Raw genomic sequence first — 16817 nt, 5'->3', positions numbered from 1 at the left:
ACCACGGGTTCACTGACGAGGGGAACGGCCGCACATGACCTGGCTGATCACCGGCGGCGCCGGCTACATCGGGGCGCACGTCGTCCGCGCCCTGCGCGAGGCGGGCGAACAGGCCGTGGTGTACGACGACCTGTCCACGGGGATCGCGGAGCGGGTGCCGCCCGGGGTCCCGCTGGTGACCGGTTCGACCCTGGACGGCGACCTGCTGGCCCGGACCCTCACCGAGCACTCCGTCACCGGTGTCGTGCACCTGGCGGCGAAGAAGCAGGTCGGCGAGTCCGTGGACCTGCCCCTGCACTACTACCGGGAGAACGTCGAGGGCCTGCGCGTCCTGCTGGAAGCCGTGACCGCGTCGTCCGTGACCGCGTTCGTCTTCTCGTCCTCGGCCGCGGTGTACGGGATGCCGGACGTGGACCTGGTGACGGAGGAGACCCCCTGCGCGCCGATGAGCCCGTACGGCGAGACGAAGCTGGCGGGCGAGTGGCTGGTGCGCGCGACCGGCCGTGCCACGGGCCTGTCCACGGCCTGCCTGCGCTACTTCAACGTGGCCGGCGCGGCGAGTCCCGAACTGGCCGACGTGGGCGTCTTCAACCTCGTCCCCATGATCTTCGAGAGGCTGACGGAGAACGCTCCGCCCCGCATCTTCGGCGACGACTACCCGACCCCCGACGGCACGTGCGTGCGCGACTACATCCACGTGGTCGACCTGGCCGAGGCCCATGTGGTCACGGCCCGCGCCCTCCGGTCCTCCCCCGGCACCGGCCTGACCCTCAACATCGGCCGCGGCGAGGGGGTCTCGGTCCGCGAGATGATCGACCGGGTCAACGCCGTCACCGGCTACGACCGCCCCCCGCTCACCACCCCGCGCCGCCCCGGCGACCCGGCCCGCGTCGTCGCCTCCGCCGACCGCATCGCCACCGAGCTGGGCTGGAAGGCCCGTTACGACGTCGAGGACATGATCACCTCAGCCTGGGCGGGCTGGGTACGCCACCACCCGGGCGCGAGCCTGACCTGACAGGGTCACGGACCCGGAAGACAGCACCCAGGCCGCGGAACCCCGCGTCACAGCGCGCGCAGCGCCGCCGCCGTGGCGCGGGCCAGGCTCGCCAGATAGCCCTTCGGCACCTTGGGACCGCGGACCACCACCGCGCGCCAGTACAGCGGACCCGACATCAGGTCGAGCGCGAGTTCGAGGTCGGCCTCCTCGCGCACCTCGCCCCGGGCGACCGCCGCCGCGACAATCCCGCTCGCGACCGACTGCTGCCCCTCCCGCAGGGCCTTCTGCATCGCCTCCGCGATCTCGGGATTGCGGGCCGCCTCGGCCTGGAGGTCGGGGATGATCTGGCCGGCGACCGGGTGCCGCAGGGCCCGCGAGGTGACCTCGTACAGCAGCCGCAGATCGCCCTCCAGCGAGCCCGTGTCGGGCGCCGGCAGCCCCTGCACCGCGACCGCCGAGACCAGGTCGAGCACGAGATGCAGCTTGGAGCGCCAGCGCCGGTACACGGCGGTCTTGCCGACCCCCGCGCGGCGCGCGATGCCCTCGATGGACATCCGGGCGTAGCCGACGGACGCCAGTTCCTCGAAGACCGCGGCACGGATCGCCTCGGTCACATCCTCACGAAGGACCGCCGCACCGGCGGGAGCCCGGCGACGCGGGGCCTTCCCGGCGGCAGGCGCGGGCGTGGCGGCACTCGCGGTATCGGCGTTCGTCGTCATACACACCAGCATAGGCCGTTACGACGAAACGGTTGCGTTCCGACGTCGACAAGGCCTACTCTCGCGTTGCGACGATACGGTCCCGTCCCGACGTGAGAAAACGGCAAGAACGACGTCGGAAGAACTCGGGACGGACCGCGCGCTCCCCACCCCCCGAGCGAAAGCAACGGATGTGAGCCAGGTCCTCCACACCCCGCCCCAGCGGGCGACGCCGGTCTCCCCCGCCGACGACGCCGCGGCCCTAGCCGCCCGGTACGGCCTCACCGTCAGCGGCGCCCGCCCGAGCCTGCCCGCCTACGTCCGCCAGTTGTGGGCGCGGCGCCACTTCATCACCGCCTTCGCCACCGCCAAACTCACCTCGCAGTACAGCCAGGCCAAGCTCGGCCAGGTGTGGCAGGTGATGACCCCGCTGCTGAACGCGGCGGTCTACTACTTCATCTTCGGCATCCTGCTCGGCACCAAGCACGGGGTCCCGGACTACGTCCCGTTCCTGGTCACCGGCGTCTTCGTCTGGACCTTCACGCAGAGTTCGATCATGGCGGGCACCCGGGCGATCTCCGGCAGCCTCGGCCTGGTCCGCGCCCTGCACTTCCCCCGCGCCGCGCTCCCGGTGTCGTACGCCCTCCAGCAGCTCCAGCAACTGCTGTTCTCGATGGCCGCGCTGGCCGTCATCCTGCTGGGCTTCGGCGTCCCGCCGAGCCTCTCGTGGCTGCTCGCGGTGCCCGTGCTGGTGCTCCAGTTCACGTTCAACGCCGGTGTCGCGATGGTCATGGCGCGGATGGGCGCGAGGACACCCGACATCGCCCAGCTCATGCCCTTCCTGCTGCGCACCTGGATGTACGTGTCCGGCGTGATGTGGAGCATCGACAAGGTGCTCAGCAACAACCACCTGCCGCACTGGGCGATGGTCCTGCTGGAGTGCAACCCGGCGGCCGTATACATCGACCTGATGCGCTTCGCGCTGATCGACAGCTTCCACGCCGGCCAACTGCCGCCCCACGTCTGGGCCCTGGCGGTCGGCTGGGCACTGGTCGCCGGAGTCGGCGGCTTCATCTACTTCTGGAAGGCTGAGGAGACCTACGGCCGTGGCTGACATCATCACGCGGGACATCCGGCCGGTGAGCGGGAAGGCGGCCCCGGCCCAGGACACCGTCGCGCCCGGCGCCGAGCGCGTCCCGACCGTGGTCGCGGACCGCGTCGACATCGTCTACCGCGTCAACGGAACCGGCGCCGGCCGGGGCAGCGCCACCGCCGCCCTCAACCGCATCCTGCGCCGCGAGCGGAGCGAGAAGGCGTCGGGCGTCCGCAAGGTGCACGCCGTCAAGGGCGTGTCCTTCACCGCCTACCGGGGCGAGGCCATCGGCCTGATCGGCACCAACGGCTCCGGCAAGTCCACGCTGCTCAAGGCAGTCGCGGGCCTGCTCCCCGTGGAGAACGGCAGGATCTACACCGACGGCCAGCCCTCGCTGCTCGGCGTGAACGCGGCCCTGATGAACGACCTGACGGGCGAGCGGAACGTCTACCTCGGCGGTCTCGCCATGGGCATGTCCCGCGAGGAGGTCAGGGAGCGCTACCAGGAGATCGTCGACTTCTCCGGCATCAACGAGAAGGGCGACTTCATCACCCTTCCCATGCGGACCTACTCCTCCGGCATGGCGGCGCGGCTGCGCTTCTCCATCGCGGCGGCCAAGGACCACGACGTCCTGATGATCGACGAGGCGCTCGCGACCGGCGACCGCTCCTTCCAGAAGCGGTCCGAGGCCCGTATCCGCGAGCTGCGCAAGACCGCGGGCACGGTGTTCCTGGTCAGCCACAACAACAAGTCGATCCGCGACACCTGCGACCGCGTCCTGTGGCTGGAACGCGGCGAGCTGCGCATGGACGGCCCGACCGGTGAAGTCCTCAAGGAGTACGAGAAGTTCACGGGCAAGTAGGGGCGGGAGCGGAGCCGGGGGACGGCTCCGCCCCCGCCGTCGGTCCGCCCCTTCCCGGGCGCCCCCGAAACGGCCCTCAGCGCTCCAGGAACGCGAAGAGTTCCTCCCACCTGCGGACGATCTCGTCCGTGGTGAACCGCTGGACGTTCGCCCTCGCCGCGTCGCCCATGGCGTCCCGCAGGGCCTTGTCGGACATCAACGTGTCCAGTCGGCGGGCCAGTTCACCGGTGTTGCCGAGGGTGGCCAGCAGGCCGTCCTCGCCGTCCCGGACGATCTCGTGGACGCCGGGCGCGCAGTCGAAGGCGGCACACGGCAGGCCGGTGGCCATGGCCTCCATGAGCGCGAGCGGGAAGCCCTCGCCCCGTGAGGAGAGCACGAACACCGAGCCGCTCCGCAGAGCGCCCGGTACGTCGCCGGTGCGCCCCATCCAGTCGACCGAGCCGTCGAGCCCGAGAGCCGTGCACTGCTTCCTCAGGATCTCCTCGTCCTCGCCGGAGCCGTAGATCCGCAGACGCCAGTCGGGGTGGCGCGGCGCGGTCTCGGACCAGGCGTCGAGGAGCATGTCGATGCCCTTCTGGTCGTGCAGCCGGCCGACGCTCACCACGACGTTCCCGGTACGCGGCGAAGGCTCCTCGGGCAGGAACGGAAGGGGGTTGGGCATGAAGGACGCGTTGTTCATGCCCTGGCCGATCCACAGGTCGGCGTCCTCCCGGGTGAGCGCCAGCATCCGGTCGACGTCCCTGTAGTGCTTCAGGACGCGCCGGAAGCGCGAGGTCCTCCGGGAGTAGGCGTAGGACTCGTGACTCATCCCGATGACCGTCAGCCCGCCGGTGTCGGCGAGCTCCACCCATTCCATGGCCCAGACCTGGGTGACGATCACGACGGCGCCGGGGCGCGCCGCACGGAACAGCGCGGTCAGTCCGGCGGCCCGCTCGACCATGCCCGCCGCCCGCTGGGCGCGCAGCCTGCGCTCGGCGACGTCGAGCCGTCCCTTGAGGCCGCGCGCCGGTCGCGGGCTCGGCGGGTGGACGTCGTACAGCGTCGTGGTGGGGTACGGGACTTCGCCCAGGTCCTGGGGGACGGCGGGCTCGGTGATGCCCACGACGTGCACCCGGTGACCGCGTTCGGTGAACAGGCGGGCCATCTGGTGCGACCAGCTGGTCACCCCGCCCAGTTCGTCGACGCTGTTGGAGACGAAGAAGACGTCCCGCCGCGGAAGGTCGGTCATGCACGCCTCCAGTGGGCGAAGAACTGGCCGACGATGTCGCGGGACGCGGTCCCCTGGTCGTACTCGCCGAACTCGGCCGTGAACTGCTCCCGTTTGGGCGCGTACTTGACGGCCTGCTCCTCCAGCGACCCGAGCGCCGCGTGCAGTTCGTCCTCGGTGCGCACGACGGGACCGGGCGCCCGCTCCAGCAGGTCGAAGTAGGTGCCGCGCCCCTCGTGGACGTACGCGTCGTAGTCGTACACGTAGAAGAACATGGGGCGGTCCAGCAGGGCGTAGTCGAACATCACGGACGAGTAGTCGGTGATCAGCCCGTCGGCGAGGGCGAGCAGCGGGGTCATGTCGTGGTGCGCGGTGACGTCGAGGACTCGGCCTCGGACGGAGGGCGGGAGCACCACGTGGTTGAGGTAGTGGGAGCGTACGAGGAGTACGTAGCGGTCGCCGAAGGTGTCGGCGAAGCGCTCCACGTCGAAGGGCAGCTCGAACCGTCGCTGCCCGCCGCGCTGCCGGAAGGTCGGGGCGTACAGGAGGATCCGCTTGTCGTCGGGGATGCCCAACTCTGCCGCCAGGGGGCCGCGTTCGCGCAGCCCGTCGGCCTCCTCCCGCCGCCTCGCCCGCACGAGGGCGTCGTTGCGCGGGTAGCCGACCCGCAGCAGGGTCCGCTCCTGGAGCCGGAACGCCCGGGCGAGGGTCCGCACATCGTGCTCGGAGCGGATCAGGAACCGGTCGAAGCGGTCCAGGGTGCGCTGCTGTTCGGCCTGCTCCTCGCGGGACCTGAGCTTCCACTCGGACTCGTCGAACCCCATCCGCTTGAGCGCGGAGCCGTGCCAGGTCTGGAGGTACGTCGTCCGCGGCCGCTTGGTCAGCTTCAGCGGGTAGCTCTGGTTGTCGACCCAGAACTCGGCCTGCGCGAGCGCCCTGAGGTAAGGCAGCGACCAGCGGCGCACGAGGGTGGCGTCGTCCGGGAAGCCGACCGGGGTGCCGGTGTACGACCAGACCGGGTGGAAGTCGAGGCCCTGGCGGCGCATCTCCTCGTAGATCGCTCTGGGGCTGTCGCTGTACTGGCGGCCCAGGTGGCTCTCGAACACGACGAGCCCCTTCCTGACCGGCAGCCTGCTGAACACCTCGTGGTAAAGGCGGATTTTGGCCGCCCCCGACGTGAGGTCCTTGCGCAGTGAACGAGCCCTGCGATAGCCGGACTTGGCGAACGTGCCCGCCCTGCCGCGCACCCCGCGCCGCACGAGGGCGTTCACCCTCCTGTCGGGTACCAGCCGGAAGGACAGATGGCCGCGCGAGGAGACGACCGGCTCGATCCGGTCGGCGACCAGCCGGGTGAGCCGGGGCCGGACGGGCAACTGTCCGACGGCCAGGCCGGGTTCGGCGGCGGTGAGCCGGGTGGTGGTGCGCACGTCGTCGACGCCGAGGTGGAGCCGTACGTCCCACATCTCGTCCACGATGCCCAGCGGGCGCACGGCGGCGAGGTCCGCCGAGCCCTCCCATCCGACAAAATCGCCCGCGTGCCACACGTTCGCCACGGGGAACCGGAAGGTCTGGAAGCGCACCCCGCGGCGGCGGGCGTAGAACTCCAGTTGTCCGGTGAGCCGGGCGCCGGGCGGGATCACTCCGAGCGGGTTGGTGATGCGCCCGGCGAGCCGGACGGTGCCCCCGGTGCTCGCGTACGAGGTCAGCACGTTGCGCAGGAACATCCGCTCGACCGGCCTGGCGTGGTGGCCGAGGCCGGTGACGTCCAGGACGTGCCGGCCGAAGGGGTCGTCGAGATGCTCGGCGCACCAGTACACGCGGCCGTCGCGCTCGACGAGCGGCGAGGAGATCTTGTCGCGGTTGGTGAGCGTGTCCACGGCGGGGAGCAGGTTGGCCCAGTCGCCCACCTGGAGGAGGTAGGCGCAGACGGCGTGGACGGGCCCGACCTCGTCGAAGGCGGCCCGGTCGATCGACTCCAGGTACCGCCGGGCGATCGCCGCGAACTCCTCGCGGTAGGCCGCGTCCCGGAAGGGCAGTTCGCGCAGGTGCAGGACGAGGTCGTGCTTGAGGAACTTGACGTCCTTGGCGAACTTCAGGTCCAGGAGCCCCTTCTCCGCTAGGAGTTGGTCGACCCGTCGGTGGATCTCCATGCGGTGGGCGAAGTTGGCGATCTCGTCACGCCGGTTGCTGATGGACTTCGCCACCGCCTTGTCCTCGACCCTCCAGTCGTACACCCGGTTGGGGATGAGGGTGATGCGGCGGGCGCCGGCGTAGGCCTGGGCGGAGAAGAGCAGGTCCTCGTAGTGGATGCCGACCGGGAAGCGCAGGCCCGTCTCCAGCAGGAACCGCCGCCGGTAGCACTTGTTGGTCGACAGGGTGTCGAAGACCAGCAGGTCGGGCAGTTCGGAGATCGACTCCAGGGTGCGGGTGCGCTCGTACAGCCAGGGGTACCACTTGACCTCCTTGGCGGTGCGCGAGTCGACGTGCACGCGCACGCACAGGCCGGAGACGAGGTCGGCGCCGGTGGCCTCGGCGGCCTCCAGCATGTTGCGGCAGGCGTTGCGCTCCAGGACGTCGTCGCTGTCGAGGAACAGGACGTACCGGCCGCGGGCCTCGGTGATGCCGCGGTTGCGGGGGGCGCCGCAGCCGCCGCTGTTCTCGCTGAGCCGGTAGGCGCGGACGCGGTCGGGGTGCGCGGCCGCCAGACCCCGGGCCACCTCGTAGGAGCCGTCGGTGCTCCGGTCGTCGACGATGACGACCTCGACGTCGCGCAGCGTCTGTTCCAGGACGGAACGCACGGCCGTGGGCAGCCGGGCGGTGTCGTTGTAGACGATGACGACCACGGAGACGGAGGGTCGCCTCGCGTCGGACGGGTTCCCGTACGCGGCGGTCCGGGGCGCCGGCCCGGCGGACTCGGCCCCGGGCTCGGACTCGGCGAACGCGCGGTGTTGATCGACATTCATCCTATTAATCGTAGACACCACGATCCGTTTTGAGGGGCTATCGACCATTCTTCGCGTGTTGGAACACCCACGTCCGGTACGCGACGAAGCGGAACGCCGAGGCCAGCACGATCGACAGCACCTTGGCGATGTTCGACCCGAGCGAACCGCTCATCCCCAGCCCGTGGTGGCCGAGATAGAACAACGCGCTCTCCATGGCGACACCGAGCCCGCTGAACGCGAAGAAGAGGACGATCTGGCGGCGGGTGCGCGAGGCCCGGTCCCGGTAGGCGAAGAAGCGGAAGCCGAGGTAGTTCGACCCCATGGCGACACAGCTGGCGATCACCGTGGCGGCCATCGGAGCCCAGGCCAGGCCGTACATCGCCAGGTTGAAGACGAGGACGTTGACGGCGACCCCGCTGCCGCCGACGACCGAGAAGCGGGCCACCTCCATGGCGAGGCGGCGGACCCTCGGGGCCCTCGGGGCGTACCGGGGGCGGATGACGGGCAGGGCCGCCACGGGGGCCCGTCGCTCGGTGAGGTGCACTGTCACGGGTCCGGGTCCTCCACGCGTCGGTCCGTCGGTCGAGCCCACCTTAAGCTAAATGTCCTATTTACCAGGTATAGGTAAATAGCGAGCCGGGGTTTCGCCGGAGAACGACAAGAGGCCGGCAAGAAAGACGAGGTGCCCCGGACCGTGACGGTCCGGGGCACCTCGCGCGTACCGCCTAGGAATGCGTGCGCAGCAGCGTCCGCATCGTCCGCATCGCCACCGACAGGTTGGCGAGGTCGAACGAGTCCGAGCCCTGGATCTCCTCCAGGGTGGTGCGGGCCCGCCCGAGGATCGCCGCGTTCCTCTCCTGCCAGGCCTCGAAGCGCTGCTCGGGGGTGGAGGCCCCGTCGCCCACCGCGAGGACATCGGCGGTGAGCGCCGCGTGGGCCGCGTACAGGTCCTCGCGGATCGACGCGCGGGCCATGGACTGCCAGCGGTCGGCGCGCGGCAGCTCGATGATGCGGTCCATGAGCTGGGTGATGCCCAGACGGTCGGCGAGGTCGTAGTAGACCTCGGCGACGGCCATCGGGTCCCTGCCCACGCGGTCGGCCACCGAGACGATGTCCAGCGCCGGGAAGGCGGAGGAGAACCCGGCCACGCGCGTGGCGAGTTCGTCCGGCACCCCGGCGTCCGACAGCTCGTCGTAGATCTGCTGGTACCACTCCAGGTCCGCGCCGCGGACCAGCTTGGGCAGCTCCGACCACACCTGCTCGACACCCTCGACGAAGAAGGTGATCGTCTCGGCGAGCTGGAGCGGCTGCGGCCGGTTGTTGAGCAGCCAGCGCGTGCCGCGCTCGACGAGGCGGCGCGAGTGCAGCCGGATCCGGGTCTGGACGTCGGCGGCGACGACATTGTCGAGCGCCTCCACCGCGTCCCACACCGCGCTGGAATTGAAGATCGCGCGGGCCGCGGTCTGCGCCCGGACGATCTCCTCCAGCGAGGCGCCCGTCTCCTCGCGCAGACGGTGCAGGAAGCTCGTACCGCCCGTGTTGACCGTGTCGTTGACCAGGACGGTCGTCACGATCTCGCGGCTCAGCGCGTGCCCGTCGATCTGTTCGCGGAACTTGTCGCGCAGGGCCGTCGGGAAGTACGCGTGCAGGAGGTTCTGCAGGTACGGGTCGTCCGGCAGCGAGGTGGCGAGCAGGTCCACGGAGACCGTGATCTTCGTGTACGCGAGCAGGACCGCCGTCTCCGGACCGGTCAGACCCTGACCGGCGTTGAGCCGCTCCCGGATCTGCCGCTCGCTGGGCAGGAACTCCAGGGCCCGGTCGAGGTGCCCCTCGTGGACCAGGTGGCGCAGGAAGCGCTGCTGGGCGTGGAGCATGCTCGGGGACTGGGCCAGTGCGTTGGCGATCGCCGTGTTCTGCGCGTAGTTGTTGCGCAGTACCAGACCGCCGACCTCGTCGGTCATCTCGGCGAGCAGCTTGTTGCGCTGCTTGACCGTCAGATCGCCGTTGGCCACCACCGCGTTGAGCAGGATCTTGATGTTCACCTCGTGGTCGGAGGTGTCCACGCCCGCGCTGTTGTCGATGGCATCGGTGTTGATCTTGCCGCCGGCCTGCGCGAACTCGATCCGGCCGAGCTGGGTGAGACCCAGGTTGCCGCCCTCGCCGACGACCTTGGCGCGCACGTCGGCGCCGTCGACGCGGATCGCGTCGTTGGCCTTGTCGCCGACGTCCGCGTGCGACTCGACGGCCGACTTCACGTAGGTGCCGATGCCGCCGTTCCACAGCAGGTCGACGGGGGCCTGGAGGATCGCCTTCATCAGTTCGGCCGGCGTCATCTTCCCGGTGCCGGGCTCGATGCCGAGGGCCTCACGGATGTGCGCGTTGACCGGGATGGCCTTGGCCGTGCGCGGGAAGACGCCGCCGCCGGCCGAGATCAGCGTGGTGTCGTAGTCCGCCCACGAGGAACGCGGCAGCTCGAAGAGGCGGCGGCGCTCGGCGTAGGAGGTCTCCGAGTCCGGGGTCGGGTCGATGAAGATGTGCCGGTGGTCGAACGCGGCGACGAGCCGGATGTGCTCGGAGAGCAGCATGCCGTTGCCGAACACGTCGCCGGACATGTCGCCGACGCCGACCACGGTGAAGTCCTGCGTCTGGGTGTTGACGCCCAGCTCCCGGAAGTGCCGCTTCACGGACTCCCAGGCACCGCGGGCGGTGATGCCCATCTTCTTGTGGTCGTACCCGGCGGAACCGCCGGAGGCGAAGGCGTCGCCGAGCCAGAAGTCGTAGCTCTGCGCGACCTCGTTGGCGATGTCCGAGAACGTCGCCGTGCCCTTGTCGGCGGCGACCACGAGGTACGTGTCGTCCTCGTCGTGCCGGACGACGTCGGCGGGCGGGACGATCTCGCCGGCCACCATGTTGTCGGTGATGTCGAGCAGGGCGGAGATGAAGGTCCGGTAGCTGCGGATGCCCTCGGCCATCCACGCGTCGCGGTCCACCGACGGGTCGGGCAGCTGCTTGGCGACGAAGCCGCCCTTGGCGCCGACCGGCACGATGACGGTGTTCTTCACCATCTGCGCCTTGACCAGACCGAGGATCTCCGTGCGGAAGTCCTCGCGCCGGTCGGACCAGCGCAGACCACCGCGCGCGACCTTGCCGAAGCGCAGGTGCACGCCCTCGACGCGCGGCGAGTACACCCAGATCTCGTACGCCGGGCGCGGCGCCGGGAGGTCCGGGATGGCCGTCGGGTCGAACTTCATGGAGACGTACTCGTGGGGCGTGCCGGCGGCCGTCTTCTGGAAGAAGTTCGTACGCAGGGTCGCCTTGATCAGGTTGAGGAAGGACCGCAGGATCCGGTCCTCGTCGAGCGAGGCGACCTGGTCGAGCGCGGCGTCCAGCTCCTCCATCAGGGCGTCGGTCAGCTCGACACCGGCGCGCTGGCGCTCCGGCGACATCCGCGCCTCGAAGAGCGAGACGAGCAGCCGGGTGGTGTGGACGTTGTTGCGGAGGGTGTCCTCCATGTAGTCCTGGCTGAAGGTGGAACCGGCCTGACGCAGGTACTTCGCGTAGGCGCGCAGCACCATCGACTGCCGCCAGCTCAGCCCGGCGCTCAGCACGAGGGCGTTGAACCCGTCGATCTCGGCCTGTCCGGTCCAGGTGGCCGCGAAGGACTCCTGGAACCGCTCGCGGCCGTCGTCGCCGAGGTAGTCGCCGTTGCCGTTCAGGGACTTGGGCAGGCGCAGCCCGAAGTCGTAGATCCACGCGGTCGTACGGTCCGAGCAGCGCAGTTCGTACGGACGCTCGTCGGTGACCTCGACGCCCATGCGGTTCAGGGCCGGCAGGACCGCCGACAGCGAGACCTGCTCGCCGGTGCGGTAGATCTTGAAGCGGCGCTCGCCGGGTGCCGCGCCCACGGGCTCGTACAGGCTGAGCGCGAAGTCCTTGCTCGGTTCCTGGCCGAGTGCCTGGAGGTGGACCAGGTCGGCGACGGCGGAGCGCGGGGAGTGGTCGGCCTTGTAGCCCTCGGGGAAGGCGTTGCCGTACCGGCGCAGCAGTGCGGCGGCGCGCTCCTCGCCGCACTCGGCGGTCAGCGCCTCCGCGAAACCGTCGGCCCAGGAGCGGGCGGCCTCGACGAGACGGGCCTCGATGCGCTCCTTGTCGGCGTCGGAGAGCTGCGGCAGCTCGGTGCCCGGCTCGACGCGGACCACGAAGTGCAGCCGGGACAGGATCGACTCGGTGTTCCAGGCCGTGAAGTCGACGCTGGTGCCGTTGAGCTCTTCCTTGAGGATGTCGATGATCCGCAGGCGCACACCGGTGGTGTAGCGGTCGCGCGGGAGGTAGACGAGGGCGGAGTAGTAGCGGCCGTACTCGTCCTGGCGCAGGTAGAGCCGCAGCCGGCGCCGCTCCTGGAGGTACAGGACGGACGTGACGATCGCCCGGAGCTCGTCGGCGGGGGTCTGGAACAGCTCGTCGCGCGGGTAGGTCTCCAGGATCTGGAGCAGGTCGCGCCCGTCGTGGCTGTTGGGCGAGAACCCGGCGCCGCGCAGGACTTCCTCGACCTTGCGGCGCACGACGGGCACCCGGCGCACGGACTCGGTGTACGCGGCGGAGGAGAACAGGCCCAGGAAGCGGCGCTCCCCGATGACCTCGCCGTTCTCGTCGAACTTCTTGACGCCGACGTAGTCCAGGTACGACGGCCGGTGCACGGTGGACCGGCTGTTCGCCTTGGTCAGGATCAGCAGCTTGTGCTCACGGGCCTTGGCGCGGGCGTCGGCCGGCAGCCGCTCGAAGGACGGGCTGACCGGGTGGCTGTCCTCGCCGTGCTGCGGGTCGGAGCGCAGGATGCCGAGCCCGGTGCCGGGGACGGCGGCCAGCGAGTCGTCGTCGCGCAGCTGGTACTCGCGGTACCCGAGGAAGGTGAAGTGGTCCCCGGCGAGCCAGCGCAGCAGCTCACGGGCCTCCTCGACCTCCTGGTCGCGCAGATCGTCGGCGGTCGGCTCCTTGGGGAGCTCCTCCGCGATCCGCAGCGCCGCGTCGCGCATCTTCTCCCAGTCCTCGACGGCCTCACGGGCGTCGGACAGGACGCGCAGCAGGTCGGCGGTGATCTGCTTCAGGTCGGCGCGGTCGGTCTCCCGGTCGATCTCGACGTGGATCCACGACTCGACGTGCGCGTCGTGCGGCAGGTCCTCGGCGGAGGGCCGCGTGGGCAGCACCTCGATGAGCTTGCCGGTGAGGTCGCGCCGTACGACGAACTGCGGGTGGATGACGACGTGGATGCCGCGCCCCTGGCGGGACAGCTCGTTCGTCACCGAGTCCACGAGGAAGGGCATGTCGTCGGTGACCACCTCGACGACGGAGTGGCTGCAGGTCCAGCCGTTCTCCTCGACGGTGGGCGTGTGCACGCGCACGTTGGCCGTGCCCTGAGGGCGGTTCTCGGCCAGTCTGTAGTGGGAGAAGGCCGCTCCGAAGACGTCGACCGGGTCTCGGTCGGTGAGGTCCTCCGGGGCCGTGTGCAGGTAGTAGCGCTGGAGGAACGCGAGCACGGTGTCCCGGTCGGGGGTGCCCTCGCCCGTCGTCCCAGTCGGTAGGTGCCCCCCGACCGGGCTGTTCTCAGCTACCCGGGCGGCCCGTTCGAGCAGCTCGGCCTTGGCTTCGTCCAGCTTGGTCTGCATTGTCCTCTGGCTCCTGTCGCGCGCCGTTGCGTGACGTTGAAGGAAGTACGGTCTCGTCGCTTCCGACGCAACGCCTCGACGCGGGGTGTCCGGTCTGCTTCGACGCTATGCCGCAAGGTGAGATGAGCGGGGGGTTATCGGCCATTCTCGACGCCCGCGGAGACTGTGACGCCGCTCGCGGCGACGTCCGTTCCCGGGGTGCCGTCGACGTACGGGGTGTGCTGCCGTCGGCGCTCGCCGCGTTTCCGCGTCCACGCACGGCGGCCGCCGTCGTCCCGTCCCGCCCGCGAAGGTCAGCGACTGCCGCCCGGTCACGGATGTGGTCCGTGCGCTCCGGGCGCGGGGCAGGGGCGACGATGCCCCCGCGAGATATCGCGCTGATCACGCCACCAGGCTATCGCCCCCGACCCGGGCCCCGTCATGAGCCGTATGTGTACAAAACCGGGGGTGGAACTTTGACACTATGCACAGGGACGAATGGGGCGAGGACATGCAGTGCGGGCCGATCGCGGGCTACCGTCGTCCTGCGGGCGGTGTTCCGCGGCGGCCCCGGGTGCGCGGAACGGCCCCGCCGAACCGGCCACCCCACCCGCCGGGGCCCCTGCCGTGTCCCGATGAGCGCGCGGCCCCTTGGCAGGCGCCTCGCGCGGAGGCAGGTTGACCGGGACGACCAACGGAACGCGCACACGGCCGACGGGAGCGCAGCACCATGGCAGCGAAGATCCTGATAGTCACCGGCGACGCGGCGGAGTCGCTGGAGGTCCTGTACCCCTACCAGCGCCTGCGCGAGGAGGGCTACGACGTCGACATCGCCGCCCCCACCCGCAAGACGCTCCGGTTCGTCGTCCACGACTTCGAACCCGGCTTCGACACCTACACCGAGAAGCCCGGCTACACCTGGCCGGCGGACCTCGCGTTCGCGGAGGTCGACCCCGGCGCGTACGTCGCCCTCGTCATCCCCGGCGGGCGTGCCCCGGAGTACCTCCGCAACGACCCCGAGCTCCGCAAGATCCTCAAGTCGTTCTTCGACGCGGACAAGCCGGTGGCGCAGATCTGCCACGGCCCCCTGCTGACCGCCGCCGTCGACAGCCTGCGGGGCCGCCGCGTCACGGCGTACCCCGCGCTGGAACTCGACATGCAGGCGGCGGGCGCGACCTTCCAGGACGCGGAGGCGGTCGTCGACGGCACCCTGGTCTCCGCCCGCGCCTGGCCGGACCACTCCGCCTGGATGCGCGAGTTCCTCACCGTGCTGCGCGCGAAGGCCCCGGTGAGCTGACGGGACCCGGCCGCCCGGGGGAGGCGCCGAGGGGCGGACACCCGCGCTCCGGGGCTCCCCTGGCCGGTCTCAGGCCGCCAGCCGCTCGGCCTCCTCGACCGCCTCCTCCAGGCTGTCCACCACGGGCACGCCGACCCGCTCCAGGCTGGCGCGGCTGTGGGAACCCCCGGTGTAGAGGACCGCCCCGGCCCCGACGTGCCGTGCGGCGACCGCGTCGTCCGCCGCGTCGCCGATCACCACGACGCGGGAGGGCTCGACACCCGCGAGCGCTCCGAGATGCCGCACCATGTGCTCGGCCTTGCTGCCGCCGGAGGGCCCCGACCGCCCGTCGACACGGACGAAGTGGGGCTCTATGCCGAAGCCCCGCACCAGCGGGACCAGCTCCTCGTGCACGTACATGCTCAGGATGGACTGGCTGCGGCCCCCCGCCTCCCACCCGGCGAGCAGCGCGGGCACGCCCGTGGTGAGCCCGCACGCCCTGCGGTGCTCGGCGTAGTACCGGTGGAAGGTGTCGTCCATGACCCGCCACTCAGCGTCCGTGGGCAGCCGTCCCATCAGCCGCTCGTAGAACTTCGGCACGGGCACGCAGTACAGCGCCCGGTACCGCTCCAGCGTGAGCGGCTCGAGCCCCAGTTCGGCGAAGGCCGCGTTCGTCGCCCCGATGATCGCGGCATTGTCGTGGAACAGCGTGCCGTTCCAGTCCCACACGATGTGAGCGTTTCCTTGCTTCCCCATACCAAGAAAATACCCGCCACCACCGACAGCGCCTCGTCACGCCGGGGAACAGGCGGTCACTCCCCGAGCCCGACCAGGTGGGGGATCTCCTGCGTCGCGAACCACAGCAGTACGTGGTCCTCGGCCCCGTCGACGACGAACTGGGCGTCGTCGTCCCCGGCGTCGGCCGCGCCCAGCGCCGCGGCGGCGGCGGTCACGTCGGCCTCCGCGTCGTCCGCGTCGACGTGCACGGCGGCCGCCTTGGCCAGCGGCACCGCCTGGGAGACCCGCACCTCGCCGAGGGACGCGGGGTCGAGCCCGCGGTCCGGATCGGCGACCGCGGCCCGGTCCGGAACGTCCACCGCCACGACGACCCGGCGCCGTACGGCCTCCGGATCGACCGCCAGGAGCCGCAGCGAGGCCAGCGCGGCGCGGCTCAGCGCCGCGTACTCCAGCTCCTCGATGTCGTCGGAGAGGTACCACTCGCGCAGGGCGGGCGTCACCGCGTACGCGACGAACGGTCCCGCCTCCAGCTCTCCCGTCTTGTACGCCTCGGCGAGACCGGAGAGGGTCAGGGGGACGTAGACGCGCATGGCTGGCCGCTTTCGTAGTCGGGGCTCCGAGGGTTCGTGGTCCGAGCGCTCCGGGGAGGGCGGTCCCGCGCCTCCGGGGAGGGCCTTCAGGATACGTGCGGGCGTCCCCTTTCGAGTCCCCGGCCGCGCCCTCCGCGGCGTCCACCCCGGGCCCCCGATTCACCCGGTACGCCCCTTCCCCCGCAAGGGCTCCGCCCCTCCCGGCAACCCTGATAGGTGAACTCTCCGGCTCCCGCGGCGCGCTCCCGGCGTCCTTGCGGGGGCCCGCCCGCGCCTCGTACAAGATCCCCGACACGAAAGTTACCGAGCGGTATCGATCGGCCCGACGAAGACGAGTGGGGACTGCGCATGAACAAGGTGATGACCAGGACGAGGCGCCACCCCGGCACCCGTCCGCCCGGCCGCCAGGACTCCCGCCGCCCCGGTGGCACGCCACCCCGCACACCGGGCCCGGGCACCCCCGTCAGGTCCCCGGGCGGCAGTCCCCCGCGGGGCGGCACGACCGCGTCGCCGCAGGCCCCCGCACCGGGCCGCCCGGCCCCCGCACCGGCATCGGGCCGGCCCGCGTCGGGAACCGCACCCGCACCGAGCGCGGGCCGTCCGTCGACGGCGGGAAGCCCGTCGCCCGCGGCACCGGTCACCGGCGGCACGGCGCCCGCACGGACCTCCGGTCTCGGGTCCCCGGGACGCCCGTCCCGGGGACCCGAGACCGCGGCGCCGGACGCGAGCCGGCTCCGGGCCGCCGCGCGCGGCGGCTCCCTGCCCTCGG

The 16817-nt window shown here is 71.0% G+C and carries 11 protein-coding genes; 4 read left to right on the top strand and 7 right to left on the bottom strand.

The window, feature by feature from the left end:
* Positions 1 to 34: 34 nt before the first annotated feature.
* On the top strand, positions 35 to 1015 hold the full coding sequence (gene galE, locus ACFYW7_RS00145; protein ID WP_389496692.1) for a UDP-glucose 4-epimerase GalE: 981 nt from the start codon (positions 35 to 37) through the stop codon (positions 1013 to 1015).
* A 47-nt stretch (positions 1016 to 1062) separates the two neighbouring features.
* Here galE and ACFYW7_RS00140 read toward each other — a convergent pair whose 3' ends face one another.
* On the bottom strand, positions 1063 to 1716 hold the full coding sequence (locus ACFYW7_RS00140) for a TetR/AcrR family transcriptional regulator (RefSeq protein WP_389496690.1): 654 nt from the start codon (positions 1714 to 1716) through the stop codon (positions 1063 to 1065).
* Positions 1717 to 1888: 172 nt separating this feature from the next.
* On the opposite strand from ACFYW7_RS00140, the gene ACFYW7_RS00135 reads away from it, so the two are divergent.
* Together ACFYW7_RS00135 and ACFYW7_RS00130 are read left to right on the top strand one after the other, a co-directional pair.
* Positions 1889 to 2809, top strand: a complete 921-nt coding sequence (locus tag ACFYW7_RS00135; RefSeq protein WP_389496688.1) for an ABC transporter permease — start codon at positions 1889 to 1891, stop codon at positions 2807 to 2809.
* 16 nt (positions 2810 to 2825) lie between these two features.
* Complete coding sequence (locus ACFYW7_RS00130) at positions 2826 to 3650, top strand: ABC transporter ATP-binding protein (RefSeq protein ID WP_389498464.1); 825 nt, start codon at positions 2826 to 2828, stop codon at positions 3648 to 3650.
* 76 nt (positions 3651 to 3726) lie between these two features.
* Here ACFYW7_RS00130 and ACFYW7_RS00125 read toward each other — a convergent pair whose 3' ends face one another.
* The 4 genes from ACFYW7_RS00125 to ACFYW7_RS00110 all read right to left on the bottom strand — a co-directional run bounded on the left by ACFYW7_RS00125 (position 3727) and on the right by ACFYW7_RS00110 (position 13465).
* Complete coding sequence (locus ACFYW7_RS00125) at positions 3727 to 4878, bottom strand: glycosyltransferase (RefSeq protein WP_389496687.1); 1152 nt, start codon at positions 4876 to 4878, stop codon at positions 3727 to 3729.
* Entirely contained in the window at positions 4875 to 7820 is a 2946-nt protein-coding gene (locus ACFYW7_RS00120) for a CDP-glycerol glycerophosphotransferase family protein (protein WP_389496685.1), read from the bottom strand. The genes ACFYW7_RS00125 and ACFYW7_RS00120 overlap by 4 nt, the downstream gene beginning before the upstream one ends.
* Positions 7821 to 7857: 37 nt before the next feature.
* Entirely contained in the window at positions 7858 to 8352 is a 495-nt protein-coding gene (locus ACFYW7_RS00115; protein WP_389496683.1) for a GtrA family protein, read from the bottom strand.
* A 175-nt stretch (positions 8353 to 8527) separates the two neighbouring features.
* Positions 8528 to 13465, bottom strand: a complete 4938-nt coding sequence (locus ACFYW7_RS00110) for an NAD-glutamate dehydrogenase (RefSeq protein WP_389496681.1) — start codon at positions 13463 to 13465, stop codon at positions 8528 to 8530.
* Positions 13466 to 14174: 709 nt separating this feature from the next.
* Between ACFYW7_RS00110 and ACFYW7_RS00105 the strand changes: the two genes are divergently transcribed.
* Complete coding sequence (locus ACFYW7_RS00105) at positions 14175 to 14741, top strand: DJ-1/PfpI family protein (RefSeq protein WP_389496678.1); 567 nt, start codon at positions 14175 to 14177, stop codon at positions 14739 to 14741.
* 69 nt (positions 14742 to 14810) lie between these two features.
* On the opposite strand, the gene ACFYW7_RS00100 is transcribed toward ACFYW7_RS00105, so the two are convergent.
* Together ACFYW7_RS00100 and ACFYW7_RS00095 are read right to left on the bottom strand one after the other, a co-directional pair.
* On the bottom strand, positions 14811 to 15476 hold the full coding sequence (locus tag ACFYW7_RS00100) for an HAD family hydrolase (RefSeq protein WP_389496675.1): 666 nt from the start codon (positions 15474 to 15476) through the stop codon (positions 14811 to 14813).
* Positions 15477 to 15532: 56 nt separating this feature from the next.
* Complete coding sequence (locus tag ACFYW7_RS00095; RefSeq protein ID WP_389496673.1) at positions 15533 to 16048, bottom strand: DUF6912 family protein; 516 nt, start codon at positions 16046 to 16048, stop codon at positions 15533 to 15535.
* Positions 16049 to 16817: the final 769 nt, after the last annotated feature.

Origin of the sequence: Streptomyces sp. NPDC002580, from assembly GCF_042889485.1 — a bacterium.
GTDB lineage: Bacteria > Actinomycetota > Actinomycetes > Streptomycetales > Streptomycetaceae > Streptomyces.
This window is presented reverse-complemented; position numbering and strand designations above follow the sequence as displayed.